The following is a 14,767-nucleotide window of genomic DNA, read 5'->3' on the forward strand; positions in this document are numbered from 1 at the left end:
GACGGAACCGGGTCGGGCGCAAAGGCACGACTGTGCGGGCACCGCGTGGCGGCCAGTTTGATGTGCTGACTCGCCGCCGCTGGATTCGTGGGCCTCCCTGCTCACGGATCACTCAGTCCGGACTATTGCTTGGCTCGCGTAACCAGACGTGAATGTGCGAACGATTCTTCTGTCAAACCTGCGCACTGTCAAGTTGGCAGATTCCCCACTCCTGGTAGGGTGTGGCGGGAAAGGAACGGCTGTAGATGGTATTTTGGAGGGAAAGGGTGCACCGCAAAGGCGTGCGCCTTCCCGTTCAAGTGACCCACGAGTGAACCCGGATGCCTTCGGCGTCCACGGAATCTGGATGGCCGCTGCATCGGCCTCTTGAATCCGGTGTCTTTTCCCCAAATTGCAGAGTTGTGCGTAAGGGTTAGAATAAAGCCATGGCTACACGGCTGGCAAATGTCCCACAACGCGAAGCAGGCACCGTACTGGAGCGGAAAGAGCAGGCGCTCAAACCACCCGCCATGTACAAGGTGTTGCTGCTGAATGACGACTTCACCCCGATGGAGTTCGTCGTGATGATCCTGCAGCAGTATTTCAGCAGGGACCGGGAGACGGCAACGCAGATCATGTTGACCGTCCACCGGGAGGGTAAGGGGGTCTGCGGCATCTATACCAGGGATATCGCGGCAACGAAGGTCGAGCTGGTGTCAACCCACGCACGGCAGGCGGGTCATCCGTTGCAGTGCGTGATGGAGGAAGCATGATTGCGCAAGAATTGGAAGTCAGCCTGCACATGGCGTTTGTTGAAGCCCGGCAGGCACGCCACGAGTTTATAACCGTGGAGCACCTGCTACTGGCGTTGCTTGACAACCCCACGGCAGCGGAAGTCTTGCGCGCCTGCGCAGCCAATATTGAGGATTTGCGCACCAGTCTGAAGAACTTCATCGCGGACAACACACCCGTGGTGCCTGGTACCGACGAGGTGGATACCCAGCCTACGCTGGGCTTCCAGCGCGTCATCCAGCGCGCCATCATGCATGTCCAGTCCACTTCCAACGGCAAGAAGGAAGTGACCGGGGCCAATGTCCTGGTGGCGATCTTTGGCGAGAAGGACTCGCACGCGGTGTACTACCTCCAGCAGCAGGGCGTGACCCGGCTGGATGTGGTCAACTTCATCAGCCATGGCATCCGCAAGGACCAGGCCGAGCCCGCCAAGCACGGCGACGGCACGGCCGAGGGCGAAGGCGGTGATGGCAAGGAGAGCCCGCTCGAGCAGTTCACCCAGAACCTGAACACGCTGGCCAAGGCCGGCAAGATCGATCCGCTGATTGGCCGCGAGAGCGAAGTCGAGCGGGTGGTCCAGGTGCTGTGCCGCCGGCGCAAGAACAACCCGCTGCTGGTGGGCGAGGCGGGTGTCGGCAAGACCGCGATCGCCGAAGGCCTGGCCTGGCGCATCACCAAGAACGAAGTGCCCGACATCCTTGAAAAGGCGGTCGTGTACTCGCTCGACATGGGCGCACTGCTGGCCGGCACCAAGTACCGAGGGGACTTCGAGCAGCGCCTCAAGGGCGTGCTCAAGTCGCTCAAGGACAATCCGAACGCGATCCTGTTCATCGACGAGATCCACACGCTGATCGGCGCGGGCGCCGCTTCGGGCGGGACGCTGGACGCCAGCAACTTGCTCAAGCCGGCATTGTCGTCGGGCCAGCTCAAGTGCATCGGCGCGACCACCTTCACCGAATACCGGGGCATCTTCGAGAAAGACGCGGCCCTGTCGCGCCGTTTCCAGAAGATCGACGTGGTGGAGCCCTCGGTCGACCAGACCGTGCAGATCCTGCGTGGCCTGAAGTCGCGCTTCGAAGAGCACCATGGTGTCAAGTACGCGGCAGCGGCGCTGACTGCGGCGGCCGAGTTGTCGGCGCGCTTCATCACCGACCGCCACCTGCCGGACAAGGCCATCGATGTGATCGATGAGGCCGGTGCAGCCCAGCGCATCCTGCCCAAGTCCAAGCAGAAGAAGACCATCGGCAAGGGCGAGATCGAGGACATCGTTTCGCGCATCGCGCGCATCCCGCCGCAGAGCGTCAACCAGGATGACCGCAGCAAGCTGCAGACCCTGGATCGCGATCTGAAATCGGTGGTGTTCGGCCAGGAGCCGGCCATCGAGGCGCTGGCTTCGGCCATCAAGATGTCGCGCGCTGGCCTTGGCAAGACGGACAAGCCGATCGGTTCCTTCCTGTTCTCCGGCCCGACCGGGGTGGGCAAGACCGAAGTGGCCAAGCAGCTTGCCTTCATCATGGGCATCGAGCTGCTGCGCTTCGACATGTCCGAATACATGGAACGCCATGCGGTGAGCCGGCTGATCGGCGCGCCGCCGGGATACGTGGGCTTTGACCAGGGCGGCCTGCTGACCGAGGCCGTCACCAAGAAGCCGCACTGCGTGCTGCTGCTGGACGAAATCGAGAAGGCGCATCCGGATATCTTCAATATCCTGCTGCAGGTGATGGATCATGGCGCGCTGACCGACAACAATGGCCGCCGCGCCGACTTCCGCAACGTGATCATCATCATGACCACCAACGCGGGAGCGGAAACCATGAACCGCGCCACCATCGGCTTCACGTCTTCGCGCGAGCAGGGCGACGAGATGGTCGACATCAAGCGCATGTTCACGCCGGAGTTCCGTAACCGGCTGGATGCCATCATCAGCTTCCGTTCACTCGACGAGGAGATCATCCTCCGCGTGGTGGACAAGTTCCTGATGCAGCTTGAGGAGCAGCTTCACGAGAAGAAGGTGGAAGCCAGCTTCAGCGACCACCTGCGCAAGTTCCTTGCCAAGAAGGGTTTCGACCCGCTGATGGGCGCGCGGCCGATGCAGCGCCTGATCCAGGACCTGATCCGCAAGGCGCTGGCTGACGAACTCTTGTTCGGCAAGCTGGTGTCCGGTGGCCGGGTGGTGGTGGATCTCGACGAGCAGGACCAGATCAAGCTGGATTTTGCCGAGGCTGCCGCGGAACCGCCGGAAGCACCGGAAAACGAGAAAGCGGAAGTCTAGGACGAAGCGCGAAGGGCAGGCAGAGCGGACCTTGCCTGCAATTCGTGCTATCCTCGGGCAAAATACAGGGCGGCAGCGATGCCGCCCTTTTTGTTTTGGCCGGGTGCGGCTGCGGACCGCAGCTGTGTGCCCGCCATCCGTCTGAGTGCCTGATGTCCCAATCCCAACGCTCGCGGCTGCGCCGCCTGCTGCTCAAATCGTTGCCATTTGGCGCGATGCCCCTGATTCCCGTGCCTGGCCTGGCTGCCCTGGGTGGCGATGCCACGACAGGCGCGTCCGGCCGTCCGATCGCCATGGTGTTGCCGTTCCCTCCGGGAGGCAGCGTCGATATCGTCGCACGCCAGTTGCAGCCCGGCCTGAAGAGCGGGCTCGGCCAGACGGTGGTGATCGACAACAAGCCCGGCGCCGGTGGCCTGGTTGCTTCGAGTACCGTGGCCCGGGCTAAGCCCGACGGCAGCACGCTGTTGATGGCGTTCGACACCCATGCCATCAACCCGTTTGCTTACAAGAACCTGCCCTACGATACCTTCCGCGACTTCACGCCGATCTCGCAACTGGTGCGCTTTCCGCTGGTGATCGCGGCCAACCCGTCGTTGCCCGCGTCCAACGTGAAGGAGCTGGTCGCCATGGCGCGGCTGAAGCCGGAGAGCGTCCGCTACGCGTCTTCCGGCATCGGCAGCCTTAACCAGCTCGCCGCCGAGGCGCTGGCGACCGAGGCCGGCGTGCGCTTTCTCCACGTGCCGTACAAAGGTGGCGGCCCGGCGGTGCAGGCGGTTCTGTCCAATGAAGTCGACGTATTTTTCTCCAGTTATGCGGCGGTGCAGGCGCATGTGGCTGCCAAGACGATCAAGCTGCTTGGCGTGACCGGCACAAGCCGCCTGCGCCAGTTCCCGCAGCTGCCAACCGTGGCCGAGCAAGGCTATCGCGGTTTCGAAGCCTATTCATGGATCGGCGTGTTTGGCCCGGCCGGGTTGCCGGAGCCGACCGTGGCGCGCCTGCACGATGCCCTGGTTCAGTCGTTGCGGCAGCAGCGCGTGATGGATGCGCTGGCCATGCAGGGCTTCGAGATCGTGGGCGGCAGCCCCGCCGAGCTGGCCAGCCTGGTGCGCCACGAGCACGACAAATGGCAGGCAGTGGCGCGCAAGGCCAATATCCAGTTCGACTGAAGCGAGAGGGTGCGATGACGATGGAACCGCTAGACCACGCCGTGATGGTGTGTCCCGATCTTGACGCCGCGGCGCAAGCCTGGCGCGGGTTTGGCTTCACGCTGACGCCGCGCGGTTACCACACGCTCGGCTCGCAGAATCATTGCGTCATGCTGGCGCGCGACTATCTTGAGCTGCTGCATGTCACCGCGCCCAGCCCGACGCGGCAGTATTACTGGGATGCACAGGAGGCCGGGGGCGGCTGCGCGGGGCTGTCCTGCAAGAGCAGCGATACCTTCACCGACGCGGCACAGCTGCGCGGCGGCGGCTGGCACACTTCGGACCCGATCGAGTTCTCGCGGCCGGTGCGGCTGGACGATGGCACGGAGCACCCCGCGACCTTCCGCGTCGCCGCGATCGACGATGCGCCGGGCGCGCGCTACTTCATCTGCGAGCACCGCACGCCGGAGCTGCTGTGGCGTCCGGAATGGACCACGCATGCCAACGGCGCCATGGGCATCGCTACGATGTTCCTGGTGGTGGCGCCATCCCTGGTCGAGGCTGCCGGGCGTGCCTACGCCGAACTGACCGGCGGCGAGATGACGCAACTGAGTGATCACATCTGCAGCCTGGCGCTGGATGGCGCCACGCTGGTGGTGACCACGCCGCAGGCGCTTGCCGCCGCGACCGGCACCGAGCATGTGCGCCGCGCCGTGCCGGGGTACGCCGCCATCCGGCTGCGCACCAGCGACCTGGCCGCAGCTCGCCGCGGCTGGCGCGAGGCGTGCGTCGGGGCGCTCGACCTGGGGCCCGATGAGAGCCTGATTCCTGCCGCTCTGGCCGGCGGCGTGGCGCTGCTGTTCGAGCAGGCGCGCTAACGCCGTATCGTCAAGCGCGCCGTCTTTCCCGCTTAGCTGCCGCTCTTGGCGTGATGCACGCCGGTTGAGCCGAAGCCGCCCGCGCCCCGCACGGTGTCTTCGGAGAACACTTCCACGGTCTTGAACACGGGCCGCAGCACCGGCACGAACATCATCTGCGCGATGCGCTCGCCCGGCTGGATCACGATCGGCTCGGTGCCGGGCGCATTGCGGTTCCACACGCTCACCATGATCGGGCCCTGGTAGTCGGCGTCGATCACGCCGATCGAGTTGCCCAGCACCAGCCCTTTCTTGTGGCCCAGGCCCGAGCGCGGCGCGATGGTGGCCGCCATGTAGGGGTTGCCCATGTGCACGGAGATGCCGGCAGGCACCAGTTGCGCCGGGCTGCCCGGCTCGATGGTGAGCGCGGCGTCCAGGCAGGCGTGCAGGTCGATCGCCGCCGCCATATCGCTCTGGTAAGCCGGCAGGCCCCATTCATGCAGGCGTGCGTCAAGCACCTTGATTTCGACGGTGGGGTTGGCTTCGAATGTCATGGCTGGTCGGTCCCGGGAAAACTAAAACGTTGGCAACCTGAGATGATAGCCGAGCTTGGTCGCCCCCCAGCCGCCCTTAGCTGCCCTTAGTGGCCCGACAGGTCGAACGCCTGCGCCAGCAGCTCGTAGGTGCGCAGCCGCGCCGCGTAGCTGGCGGCCACGCTCAGCACCACCAGCTCGTCGGCGAGGAAGCGCTCGCGCAGGGCCAGCATGCGCTGCGCCACCTGTTCGGGCGTGCCGCAGATGGTGCGCGGGCGCTCGCGCTCGACGATCAGCCGGTCGCGCTCGCTGAGCTCGTGCTGCGCGGCCTGCGCGAGCGAGGGGATCGGCGCGTTGACGCCATAGGCCATCTGCAGCCGGCGCAGGTCCACGGCGCGCTCCAGCTCCGCCGCCTCGGTCTCGGTGTCGGCACAGATCACGAAGATCGCCGCCGCGCTATAAGGCCGCTCGTCATAGCCTGCCTCGAAATCGCGGCGGTACTGCTGGGCGACGGCGTGGCCCGCATGCGGATTGATGAAGTGGGCAAAGGCAAAGCGCAGCCCCAGGCGTGCCGCCAAGGCGCCGCCGAAGTCGCTCGATCCCAGCACCCACAGCTCCGGCCGCGTATCGATCTCGGGCTGCAGCACCACGCCCTCGGCGATATGGCCGGGCGGCATCTCGCCACGGAACAGCCAGGACAGGTCCCGCACTTGCTCCTCGAACTGGTCGCCCCGGTTGTACTGGCCCATGGCCACCGCCTGCGCGGTCCGCATGTCGCCGCCCGGCGCACGCCCCACACCAAGATCGATGCGGCCCGGGAACAGGCCCTCCAGCATGCGGAACTGCTCCGCCACCTTGAAGGGGCTGTAGTAAGGCAGCATGACGCCGCCCGAGCCCAGCCGGATGCGCTTGGTGACGCTGCCCAGGCGCGCCAGCATGACTTCCGGCGCCGGATTGCACACGCCGCGCAGCCCGTGGTGCTCGGCGCACCAGTAGCGGGTGTAGCCCAGCGCGTCGGCGGCCTGCGCCAGTTCCACGGTGGCGGCCAGCGCATCGCGCGCGTTGTGGCCGGCGATGACCGGGCTCTGGTCGAGCACCGAGAGGCGCAGTTTGGGTTTGCTTGCGGACATGTTCAGGGCCGGGGCCGGGTGATGTTCGGGGGCTGGGCGCGCCGATTCAACGGCGCGCGGGCAGGCGCTGGGCGATGGCCGCGACCAGGTCGCGCGCCAGCGTCAGCTTGTCGGCGCGCGGCAGGCGGGTCATGCCTTGGGCATCGAACAGCACGATCTCGTTGTCGTCCATGCCGAAAGTGTGGTGGCCGATATTGCCCACCAGCAGGGGCACGTTCTTGCGCTGGCGCTTTTGCTCGCCATATTGCTCGAGCTTTTCGCTCTCGGCGGCAAAGCCCACGCAATAGGGCGCGTTCGGCTTTGCGGCCACGGCGGCAAGGATGTCGGGGTTCTGCACAAAGTGCAGTGTCGGCGTGTCGCTATCGTTGGCCTTCTTCAGCTTCTGGCTGGCGACTTCGGCGGGACGCCAGTCGGCCACCGCCGCGACCGCAATAAACACATCGGCGCCTGGCAGGCTCGCCATCACCGCATCGTGCATCTGCTGCGCGCTTTCCACGTCGGTGCGGGCTACGCCGCGCGGCGTGGGCTGGCCCGTCGGGCCGGCCACCAGCACCACGTCGGCGCCGGCCTCGCGGGCCGCGCGCGCGATCGCAAAGCCCATCTTGCCAGAGGAACGGTTGGTAATGCCGCGCACCGGGTCGATGGCTTCAAAGGTGGGCCCGGCCGTGATGACTACGCGCCGCCCGGCCAGCGGCTTGGGTTGGAAGAACGCGATGATGTCGGCAAGCAGTTCCGATGGCTCCAGCATGCGGCCGTCGCCGACTTCGCCGCACGCCTGATCGCCGCTGCCGGGGCCCAGCAGGGTCACGCCATCCTTGCGCAACTGGGCGGCGTTGCGCTGGGTGGCGGGGGCCTGCCACATCTGCAGGTTCATGGCCGGTGCCACCAGCAACGGACAGTTGCGGGCGATGCACAGGGTGGTCAGCAGGTCGTCGCACAGGCCGTGCGTCAGCTTGGCGAGGAAATCGGTAGAGGCGGGCGCGACCAGGATGGCGTCGGCTTCGCGCGAGAGATCGATATGGGCCATGTTGTTGCCCACGCGCGCGTCCCATTGGGAGGTGAAGACCGTGCGACCGGAGAGTGCCTGCATGGTCACCGGCGTGATGAACTGGGTGGCGCCTTCGGTCATGACCACCTGCACGGTGGCGCCGGCCTTGGTTAGCAGGCGGACCAGCTCGGCTGATTTATAGCAGGCGATGCCGCCGGTCAGGCCAAGGACGAGATGCTTGCCTCGCAGATCCATGGATATGCTCTTCGCTTGAAGTGGTTGTCCGGTTGTCCGGTTGTCCGGTTGTCCGGTTGCCGCGGCAGGCGGCAGCGCTTGCCGCCCCCGCGCCGGAGAAACGTCAATCATACCGGCTTGCCCGCGCGCGCGTTGGCGGCGCTGCCGGCGCGCCGTGCGCGCCGCCATCCGGCCAGTCAGGCAGCACCATGAAAAACGCCCGCATGACGCGGGCGCGGTCGGAACGTTGGTGTGGCCTCAGTGCCGGCGGACGCGGCGCAGTTCATCCACGATCAGCAGCACAGCGCCCACCGTGATGGCGCAGTCAGCCACGTTGAAGGCTGGCCAATGGTAGTTGCGCACGTAGAAGTCGAGGAAGTCGACGACATGGCCGTACACCACGCGGTCCACCACATTGCCAATGGCGCCGCCAAGGATCAGCGAGATCGCGAAGCAAAACAGGCGTTGCCCGGTATGGCGGTACAGCATCCAGACGATGAACAGCCCCACCACCACGCCAAGGCCGGTGAAGAACCAGCGCTGCCAGCCGCCGGCATCCGCCAGGAAGCTGAAGGCGGCGCCCTTGTTATAGACCAGCACCAGGTTGAAGAAGCGCGTTACCGGACGGGATTCGCCGTAGGCGAAGGTCCGCACGATGACGATCTTGAAAAACTGGTCCAGCATGATCACCAGCAGGGCGAACGCCATCCACAGTAGCGGGGTGGTGTTGCTGCCCTTGGTGCCCTTGCTGCTGGCGCGTTTGGTGCCGCGCGCGGTGCGCGTGGTGGTGGCGGCCATCAGGCGTGGCTCCTGTGTTCACCGGCGCCGAACAGGTTGCTGTCACAGCGGCCGCAAAGGGTGGGGTGGGCCGGGTCGCGGCCGACGTCGGCTCGGTAGTGCCAGCAGCGCTCGCACTTGGCGTGCACCGACGGCGTCACGGTGACCAGCAGGTCGCCGCCTTCCGGCGCTGGGGCCACCTTGGCAGCGGAAGTCAGCAGCACGAAGCGCAGGTCGTCGGACAGGCTCTGCAGCGCGGCCAGCACCGGGCCACCGGCCTGGATGGTGACTTCGGCTTGCAGCGAGGAACCGATCTCGCCGTCCACGCGCACCGCTTCGAGCTGCTTGGTGACTTCGGCGCGGGCTTCGCGGATCACGTGCCACTTCTGCAGCAGGTCGTCGGCCTGGTCGATCGCCGGCACGTCGTAGTAGGTGCTGGTGAAGATGGTGTCGGTGTGCTCCGTGCCATGGCCGAAGATCTGCCAGGCCTCTTCAGCGGTGAACGACAGGAACGGTGCCATCCAGTGCAGCATCGCCTGGGTGATGTGGTACACGGCGTTCTGCGCGGCGCGGCGTTCCTTCGAGTTGGCCGCGGTGGTGTAGAGGCGGTCCTTCAGCACGTCCAGGTAGAAGCCGCCCAGGTCTTCCGAGCAGAAGGTCTGCAGCTTGGCGACCACCGGGTGGAACTCGTAGCCGTCGTAGTGCGACAGGATTTCCTGTTGCAGGCGCCCGGTCAGGGCCACCGCGTAGCGGTCGATTTCCAGCCATTCCGACGCCGGCAGCGCGTGCTGCGCGTGGTCGTAGTCGGCCAGGTTGGCCAGCAGGAAGCGCAGCGTGTTGCGGATGCGGCGATAGCCTTCCACCACGCGCTTCAGGATCTCGTCGGAGATCGACAGCTCGCCGGAGTAATCGGTCGAGGCCACCCACAGGCGGATGATCTCGGCGCCCATCTTGTTCGACACGTCCTGCGGCGACACCGTGTTGCCGACCGACTTCGACATCTTGCGGCCTTCGCCGTCCACCGTGAAGCCGTGGGTCAGCAGCGCCTTGTAGGGCGGCTTGCCATACAGCATCGAGGCAGTCAGCAGCGACGAATGGAACCAGCCGCGGTGCTGGTCCGAGCCTTCCAGGTACAGGTCAGCCAGACGGCCGTCGGGCAGGTCGGCCGATGCGTCGTACAGGTCTTCGCGGTGGGAGCCACGGATCACCGTCCAGTGCGTGGTGCCTGAGTCGAACCACACGTCGAGCGTGTCGCGGTTCTTCTCGTACATGGCGGCTTCTTCTCCCAGCAGTTCCTTGGGGTCGAGCGTCTGCCAGGCCTCGATGCCGTGCACTTCCACGCGCTTGGCGATTGCCTCCAGCAGCTCCGGCGTGCGCGGGTGCAGTGCGCCGGTTTCCTTGTGCAGGAAGAAGGCCATCGGCACGCCCCACTGGCGCTGGCGCGACAGGGTCCAGTCGGGCCGGTTGGCGATCATGTTGTGCAGGCGCTGCTTGCCCCACGCCGGGTAGAACTCGGTTGCCTCGATGCCGGCGAGCGCGGTTTCGCGCAGGGTCGGGCCGTTGGTGCCGTCTTCATTGACCGGATCCACGTCCATGCCCGCGAACCACTGCGAGGTGGCGCGGTAGATGATCGGCGTCTTGTGGCGCCAGCAGTGCATATAGCTGTGGGTGTACTTGTGCGAATTGAACAGGTTGCCCGAGGCCTTCAGCACTTCGACGATCTTGGGGTTGGCGTCCCAGATCTTCTCGCCGCCGAACAGCGGCAGCGTGCTGGCGTAGACGCCGTCGCCCATGACCGGGCTGATGATGTCCCTGTCGTTCATGCCGTGCGCCTTGCACGACTGGAAATCCTCCACGCCGTAGGCCGGCGCCGAGTGCACGATGCCGGTGCCCGTATCGGTAGTGACGTAGTCGCCCAGGTAGATCGGCGACAGGCGGTCGTAGCCCGCGTCCATCTTGGACAGCGGGTGGTGGAAGCGGATCTCCGACAGCGCTGCGCCGGTGGTGGTGGCCAGCACCGTGCCTTCCAGTTCATAGACCTTGAGCTGCTCTTCGACGCGCTCGGTGGCCAGGATCAGGAAGCCGCGCGTGGTATCGACCAGCGCGTATTCGACTTCCGGGTGCATGTTCAGCGCCTGGTTGGACGGGATGGTCCAGGGCGTGGTGGTCCAGATCACGACCCAGCCCGGCTTGGCGGCGAGCTGCTCGGCCGGCAGCTTGAAGGCATGGGCCAGCTTGTCGGTTTCGGCGAAGGGGAAGCCCACGTCGATGGACAGATCGGTCTTGTCCTTGTACTCGACCTCGGCCTCGGCCAGCGCCGAGCCGCAGTCGAAGCACCAGTTCACCGGCTTCAGGCCGCGGAACACATAGCCCTTCTCCATGATCTTGCTCAGCGCGCGCAGCTCGTCGGCTTCGTTGCTGTAGTTCATGGTCAGGTAGGGATGTTCCCAGTCACCCAGCACGCCTAGGCGCTCGAAGTCCAGCTTCTGGCGGGCGATCTGCTCGGTGGCGTAGGTACGGGCGCGCGATTGCACTTCCTGCACCGGCAGGCCTTTGCCGAACTGCTTTTCGATCTGGATCTCGATCGGCATGCCGTGGCAGTCCCAGCCCGGCACATAAACGGCATCCAGCCCGGTCAGGCCGCGCGCCTTGACGATCATGTCCTTGAGGACCTTGTTGACCGCATGGCCGATGTGGATGTCACCGTTGGCGTACGGGGGGCCATCGTGCAGGATGAACTTCTTGGCGCCCTTGCGAGCGGCCCGGATCTTCTTGTAGAGCTGCTTGTCCTGCCATTGCTTGACCCACAGCGGCTCGCGCTTGGGCAGGTCGCCGCGCATCGGGAACGGGGTCTCGAGCAGGTTGACCGGGTACTTGCTTTTTTCGGGCTTGGCGCGTTTGTCGTTGGACATGTCGATTCTCGGGGCAATTCGGTTGGCGCGCGGCACTAGCTCGGCTGGGTGCGGGCGCGCGGTACAGCGTGGACCGGCTGCGGAGGGTGCCGCGGGCTGGCTTCGGGTTGGGGTAGCGACCCGGGTCCCGCCGCGCGGGAACGGGGCGCTAGCTAATTCGGTCGGTGGCGGAGGTGGCGAAGTCGCGGCTGCCCGCGGCCGGGGGCGTGCCCTCGGGCGAGCCCGGCACGGTCAGGCCGAAGAAGGCGCGCGCGTCCGCGCTGTCCTTGGCAATGGCGGCGGTCAGCGCCTCCAGGCCATCGAAACGGGCTTCGTCGCGCAGCTTCTTCATGAACTCGACCCGCACCAGCTTGCCGTAGACGTTCTGACTGAAGTCGAACAGGTGCACTTCCAGCAGCACCCGGCCGGCATCTTCGATGGTCGGGCGCACGCCGATGCTGGCCACACCCGGTATGGCGTGCTCTGCCAGCCCGTGCACCTGCACCACGAAGATGCCGTTGACCGCCGGCCGCTTGTGGGAAATACGCAGGTTGATGGTGGGAAAGCCCAGGTCGCGACCGAGCTTGCGGCCGTGGACAACGTGCCCGCTGATGGCATAGCCATGGCCAAGCAGGCGGCGCGCGTGTTCGAGATCACCATCGCCGAGCGCCTGCCGCACGGCGGAGCTGGAGATGCGCACGCCGCCTTCGGAGACCGAGCCCATCTGCTCCACGTCGAAGCCGAACTGGACGCCGGCTTGTTGCAGATAGGCGAAATCGCCGGCGCGCCTGGCACCAAAGCGGAAGTCGTCGCCGACCAGCAGCCAGCGCGTGTGCAGGCCATGCCAGAGTACGTTTTCGACGAATGCTTGCGGGGACTGCGCCGCGAAGTGTGCGTTGAAGTGCTCAACGACAACACGGTCGACACCGTTGCGGCGCAGGCTTTCCAGCTTGTCGCGCAGCAGCGCAATGCGCGTTGGCGCCTTTTCCGGCGTGAAGAATTCGCGCGGATGCGGCTCGAATGTCATCACGCATAGCGGCAGCCCGCGTGCATCCGCTGCAGCGCGCGCGCGGGCGAGCAGGGACTGGTGGCCGCGGTGCACACCGTCAAAATTGCCGATGGTGAGGGCGCAGGGCGCCCGGCTTTCGGCGTTGGGCAGGCCACGGAAGACTTTCACGAGGACGGCAACAGGCGTTTGGGTAAAGCGAGCATTATAAGGCGAATGGTGGACAAGTTTGGCCTGGCGGCGGTGGCCGGCATGCCCGGACTGGCGTTTTTGTGCACGGATCGACTCATTGTCATGGCGTTGTGCTCCAAAAGGCGGCATGATACGGCGGATCGCACTCGCTGCCCCCAGCCCTCCCTTGAACGCGCTGCTAAACCGAATCCTGCCGCCGCCAGGGCCTCCGCTCGATACCGAAACGCGGGCCAAGCTGCTGGCGACCATCCATCGCGTCTCCCCCACCGCCATCGTCGCCTCGGTGGTGCTTCCGGCATTGACCGCGATCGCCTTCTGGTCGGCCGCCGATCACAGTGCCCTGGTGGGCTGGTGCGGCGTCATGCTGGTGCTGACCGCGGCCACCAGCTGGTTCTACTTCGGCTACCTGCGCGATTGCGCCACCATGAGCCGCTCGGCACACACGCGCAAATGGTGGGCCAATATGCGCGCGATGGCCTTCCTGACCGGCCTGACCTGGGGCAGCTCCGCGCTGCTGCATCTCTATACCGGCTCCACCGTTTTTTCCAGCGTGCTGTACCTGCTGGCGCTTGGCGTGCTGGCGGGCGGCGTTACCGCGCAGTCGCCGGTGCCATCCAACCTGGTCTACGCCGGCATCCCGATCCTGGTACCCAATATCCTGCTGGCCGAGTACGCCTTCCCGGGCCATGGCACCTATGTGCAATTGCTGCTGGTGGTCTACGCCATCATGCTCACGCGCCATGCGCTGAACCTGCAGCGCACGCTGGTGCGGGCCATCCAGCTGGAAAGCGACAGCCGCAGGCTGGCCAAGCAATTCCAGGAGGAGAAGGAGAGGGCGCTGCATGCCAGCGAGGAAAAGTCGCGCTTCCTGGCCGCCGCCAGCCATGACCTTCGCCAGCCGGTGCATGCGCTGGTGATGCTGGTGGAGGCGCTGCGCGCCCGCAACAAGTCATCCTCGCTCCATCCGCTGGTGGAGCAGGTGGCCGCCGGCACCCAGACCATCGACCTGCTGTTCCGCTCGCTGCTGGACCTGTCCAAGCTCGAGGGCCGCAAAGTGCTGCCCACGCTGGAGCCGTGCGAGCTCAGCCATCTGATCAGCGAGGTCATGAGCCAGTTCGCCGCCGACGCGCGAGAAAGCGGCCTGACCTTGACCCCGCGCGTGCCCGAAGAGCTGTACGCCATGGCCGAGCCGGTGCTGCTGCGCCGCGCGCTGTTCAATCTTGTGCAGAATGCCCTGCGCTATACCCGGCGCGGCGGCGTGCTGGTGACCGCGCGCGAGCGCCGCAAGCATATCCGCGTGGAGGTGTGGGACACCGGAGCAGGGATTACGCCCGAGCATCTGCCGGACATCTTCTCGCCGTATTACCAGGTGCACAACCCGCAGCGCGACCCGTCCCAGGGCCTGGGACTCGGGCTGGCGATCTTCAAGGAATGCGTACGGCTGATGCGCGGCACCTACGGCGTGCGCTCCGTGCCGGGCCGGGGATCGGTGTTCTGGTTCTCGCTGGCGCCGGTGGCGGCCGAGACCGTGGCAACCATCCGTACCGTGCGGGCCAACGCGCAGGCCGAGGATGCCAAGCCCGACCACCTGCGTGGCACCGTGCTGGTGGTCGACGACGACACCCAGATCCGCAAGGCATGGATTGCGCTAATGGAGGCGTGGGGCATCCAGGTAGCCTGCGCCGCGCACGGCGCGGATGCCGACCGCCTGTTCCTCCAGGGACTCAAGCCGGACATCATCTTCTGCGACCTGCGCCTGCCTGGCAGCGAAAACGGACTGGACCTGCTTGAACGCTGGCAGAACACGCAGCCGCAGGCGCGCAGCGCGCTCTTGTCGGGCGACCTGAAATCCGCCGCGCTGGCAGCGGCCGAGGAGGCAGGCTACTTCGTGCTGCCCAAGCCGGTCGACCCGGCTGCATTGAGACTGTTGCTGCGGCGCTGGCTGCGGCCCGCCTGAGCGGCGAAGGCATA

11 protein-coding genes are annotated in these 14,767 nt (G+C 66.0%); 5 read left to right on the plus strand and 6 right to left on the minus strand.

What is annotated here, in order from left to right; all coding sequences use genetic code 11:
* Window positions 1–425: 425 nt before the first annotated feature.
* The 4 genes from clpS to AB4061_RS19380 all read left to right on the plus strand — a co-directional run bounded on the left by clpS (window position 426) and on the right by AB4061_RS19380 (window position 5,066).
* Window positions 426–752: an ATP-dependent Clp protease adapter ClpS gene (gene clpS, locus AB4061_RS19365; protein ID WP_006157525.1), complete on the plus strand. Its 327-nt coding sequence runs from the start codon at window positions 426–428 to the stop codon at window positions 750–752.
* On the plus strand, window positions 749–3,043 hold the full coding sequence (gene clpA / locus AB4061_RS19370) for an ATP-dependent Clp protease ATP-binding subunit ClpA (protein WP_043349328.1): 2,295 nt from the start codon (window positions 749–751) through the stop codon (window positions 3,041–3,043). The genes clpS and clpA overlap by 4 nt, the downstream gene beginning before the upstream one ends.
* A gap of 152 nt (window positions 3,044–3,195) precedes the next feature.
* Window positions 3,196–4,209, plus strand: coding sequence for a Bug family tripartite tricarboxylate transporter substrate binding protein (locus AB4061_RS19375; RefSeq protein ID WP_441636578.1), 1,014 nt, complete (start codon window positions 3,196–3,198; stop codon window positions 4,207–4,209).
* 14 nt (window positions 4,210–4,223) lie between these two features.
* Window positions 4,224–5,066, plus strand: a complete 843-nt coding sequence (locus AB4061_RS19380) for a VOC family protein (protein ID WP_441636580.1) — start codon at window positions 4,224–4,226, stop codon at window positions 5,064–5,066.
* 32 nt (window positions 5,067–5,098) lie between these two features.
* Here AB4061_RS19380 and dut read toward each other — a convergent pair whose 3' ends face one another.
* The 6 genes from dut to AB4061_RS19410 form a co-directional block, all read right to left on the minus strand.
* Window positions 5,099–5,599: a dUTP diphosphatase gene (dut, locus tag AB4061_RS19385; RefSeq protein ID WP_441636582.1), complete on the minus strand. Its 501-nt coding sequence runs from the start codon at window positions 5,597–5,599 to the stop codon at window positions 5,099–5,101.
* A gap of 86 nt (window positions 5,600–5,685) precedes the next feature.
* The gene (locus AB4061_RS19390) at window positions 5,686–6,708 is read right to left on the minus strand and encodes an LLM class flavin-dependent oxidoreductase (RefSeq protein WP_441636584.1); all 1,023 of its coding nucleotides are present in this window, start codon (window positions 6,706–6,708) and stop codon (window positions 5,686–5,688) included.
* A gap of 46 nt (window positions 6,709–6,754) precedes the next feature.
* Window positions 6,755–7,951 (minus strand): bifunctional phosphopantothenoylcysteine decarboxylase/phosphopantothenate--cysteine ligase CoaBC, encoded by a 1,197-nt coding sequence (gene coaBC, locus AB4061_RS19395; RefSeq protein ID WP_441636586.1) that lies wholly within the window; start codon window positions 7,949–7,951, stop codon window positions 6,755–6,757.
* A gap of 237 nt (window positions 7,952–8,188) precedes the next feature.
* On the minus strand, window positions 8,189–8,728 hold the full coding sequence (gene lspA / locus AB4061_RS19400; RefSeq protein WP_441636588.1) for a signal peptidase II: 540 nt from the start codon (window positions 8,726–8,728) through the stop codon (window positions 8,189–8,191).
* Window positions 8,728–11,619 (minus strand): isoleucine--tRNA ligase, encoded by a 2,892-nt coding sequence (gene ileS / locus AB4061_RS19405; RefSeq protein ID WP_441636590.1) that lies wholly within the window; start codon window positions 11,617–11,619, stop codon window positions 8,728–8,730. The genes lspA and ileS overlap by 1 nt, the downstream gene beginning before the upstream one ends.
* Before the next feature lie 148 nt (window positions 11,620–11,767).
* Complete coding sequence (locus AB4061_RS19410) at window positions 11,768–12,775, minus strand: bifunctional riboflavin kinase/FAD synthetase (protein ID WP_441636592.1); 1,008 nt, start codon at window positions 12,773–12,775, stop codon at window positions 11,768–11,770.
* Between the two features lie 148 nt (window positions 12,776–12,923).
* Between AB4061_RS19410 and AB4061_RS19415 the strand changes: the two genes are divergently transcribed.
* Window positions 12,924–14,753: a hybrid sensor histidine kinase/response regulator gene (locus AB4061_RS19415; RefSeq protein WP_441636594.1), complete on the plus strand. Its 1,830-nt coding sequence runs from the start codon at window positions 12,924–12,926 to the stop codon at window positions 14,751–14,753.
* Window positions 14,754–14,767 lie beyond the last annotated feature (14 nt).

The organism is Cupriavidus sp. YAF13, from assembly GCF_052113425.1.
Lineage (GTDB): Bacteria > Pseudomonadota > Gammaproteobacteria > Burkholderiales > Burkholderiaceae > Cupriavidus.

Excerpts from the sequence above, each read along its gene's own strand:
- clpS (WP_006157525.1), top strand. The coding sequence starts at position 426 with ATGGCTACACGGCTGGCAAATGTCCCACAACGCGAAGCAGGCACCGTA.
- clpA (WP_043349328.1), top strand. The coding sequence starts at position 749 with ATGATTGCGCAAGAATTGGAAGTCAGCCTGCACATGGCGTTTGTTGAA.
- AB4061_RS19375 (WP_441636578.1), top strand. The coding sequence starts at position 3,196 with ATGTCCCAATCCCAACGCTCGCGGCTGCGCCGCCTGCTGCTCAAATCG.
- AB4061_RS19380 (WP_441636580.1), top strand. The coding sequence starts at position 4,224 with ATGACGATGGAACCGCTAGACCACGCCGTGATGGTGTGTCCCGATCTT.
- dut (WP_441636582.1), bottom strand. The coding sequence starts at position 5,599 with ATGACATTCGAAGCCAACCCCACCGTCGAAATCAAGGTGCTTGACGCA.
- AB4061_RS19390 (WP_441636584.1), bottom strand. The coding sequence starts at position 6,708 with ATGTCCGCAAGCAAACCCAAACTGCGCCTCTCGGTGCTCGACCAGAGC.
- coaBC (WP_441636586.1), bottom strand. The coding sequence starts at position 7,951 with ATGGATCTGCGAGGCAAGCATCTCGTCCTTGGCCTGACCGGCGGCATC.
- lspA (WP_441636588.1), bottom strand. The coding sequence starts at position 8,728 with ATGGCCGCCACCACCACGCGCACCGCGCGCGGCACCAAACGCGCCAGC.
- ileS (WP_441636590.1), bottom strand. The coding sequence starts at position 11,619 with ATGTCCAACGACAAACGCGCCAAGCCCGAAAAAAGCAAGTACCCGGTC.
- AB4061_RS19415 (WP_441636594.1), top strand. The coding sequence starts at position 12,924 with ATGATACGGCGGATCGCACTCGCTGCCCCCAGCCCTCCCTTGAACGCG.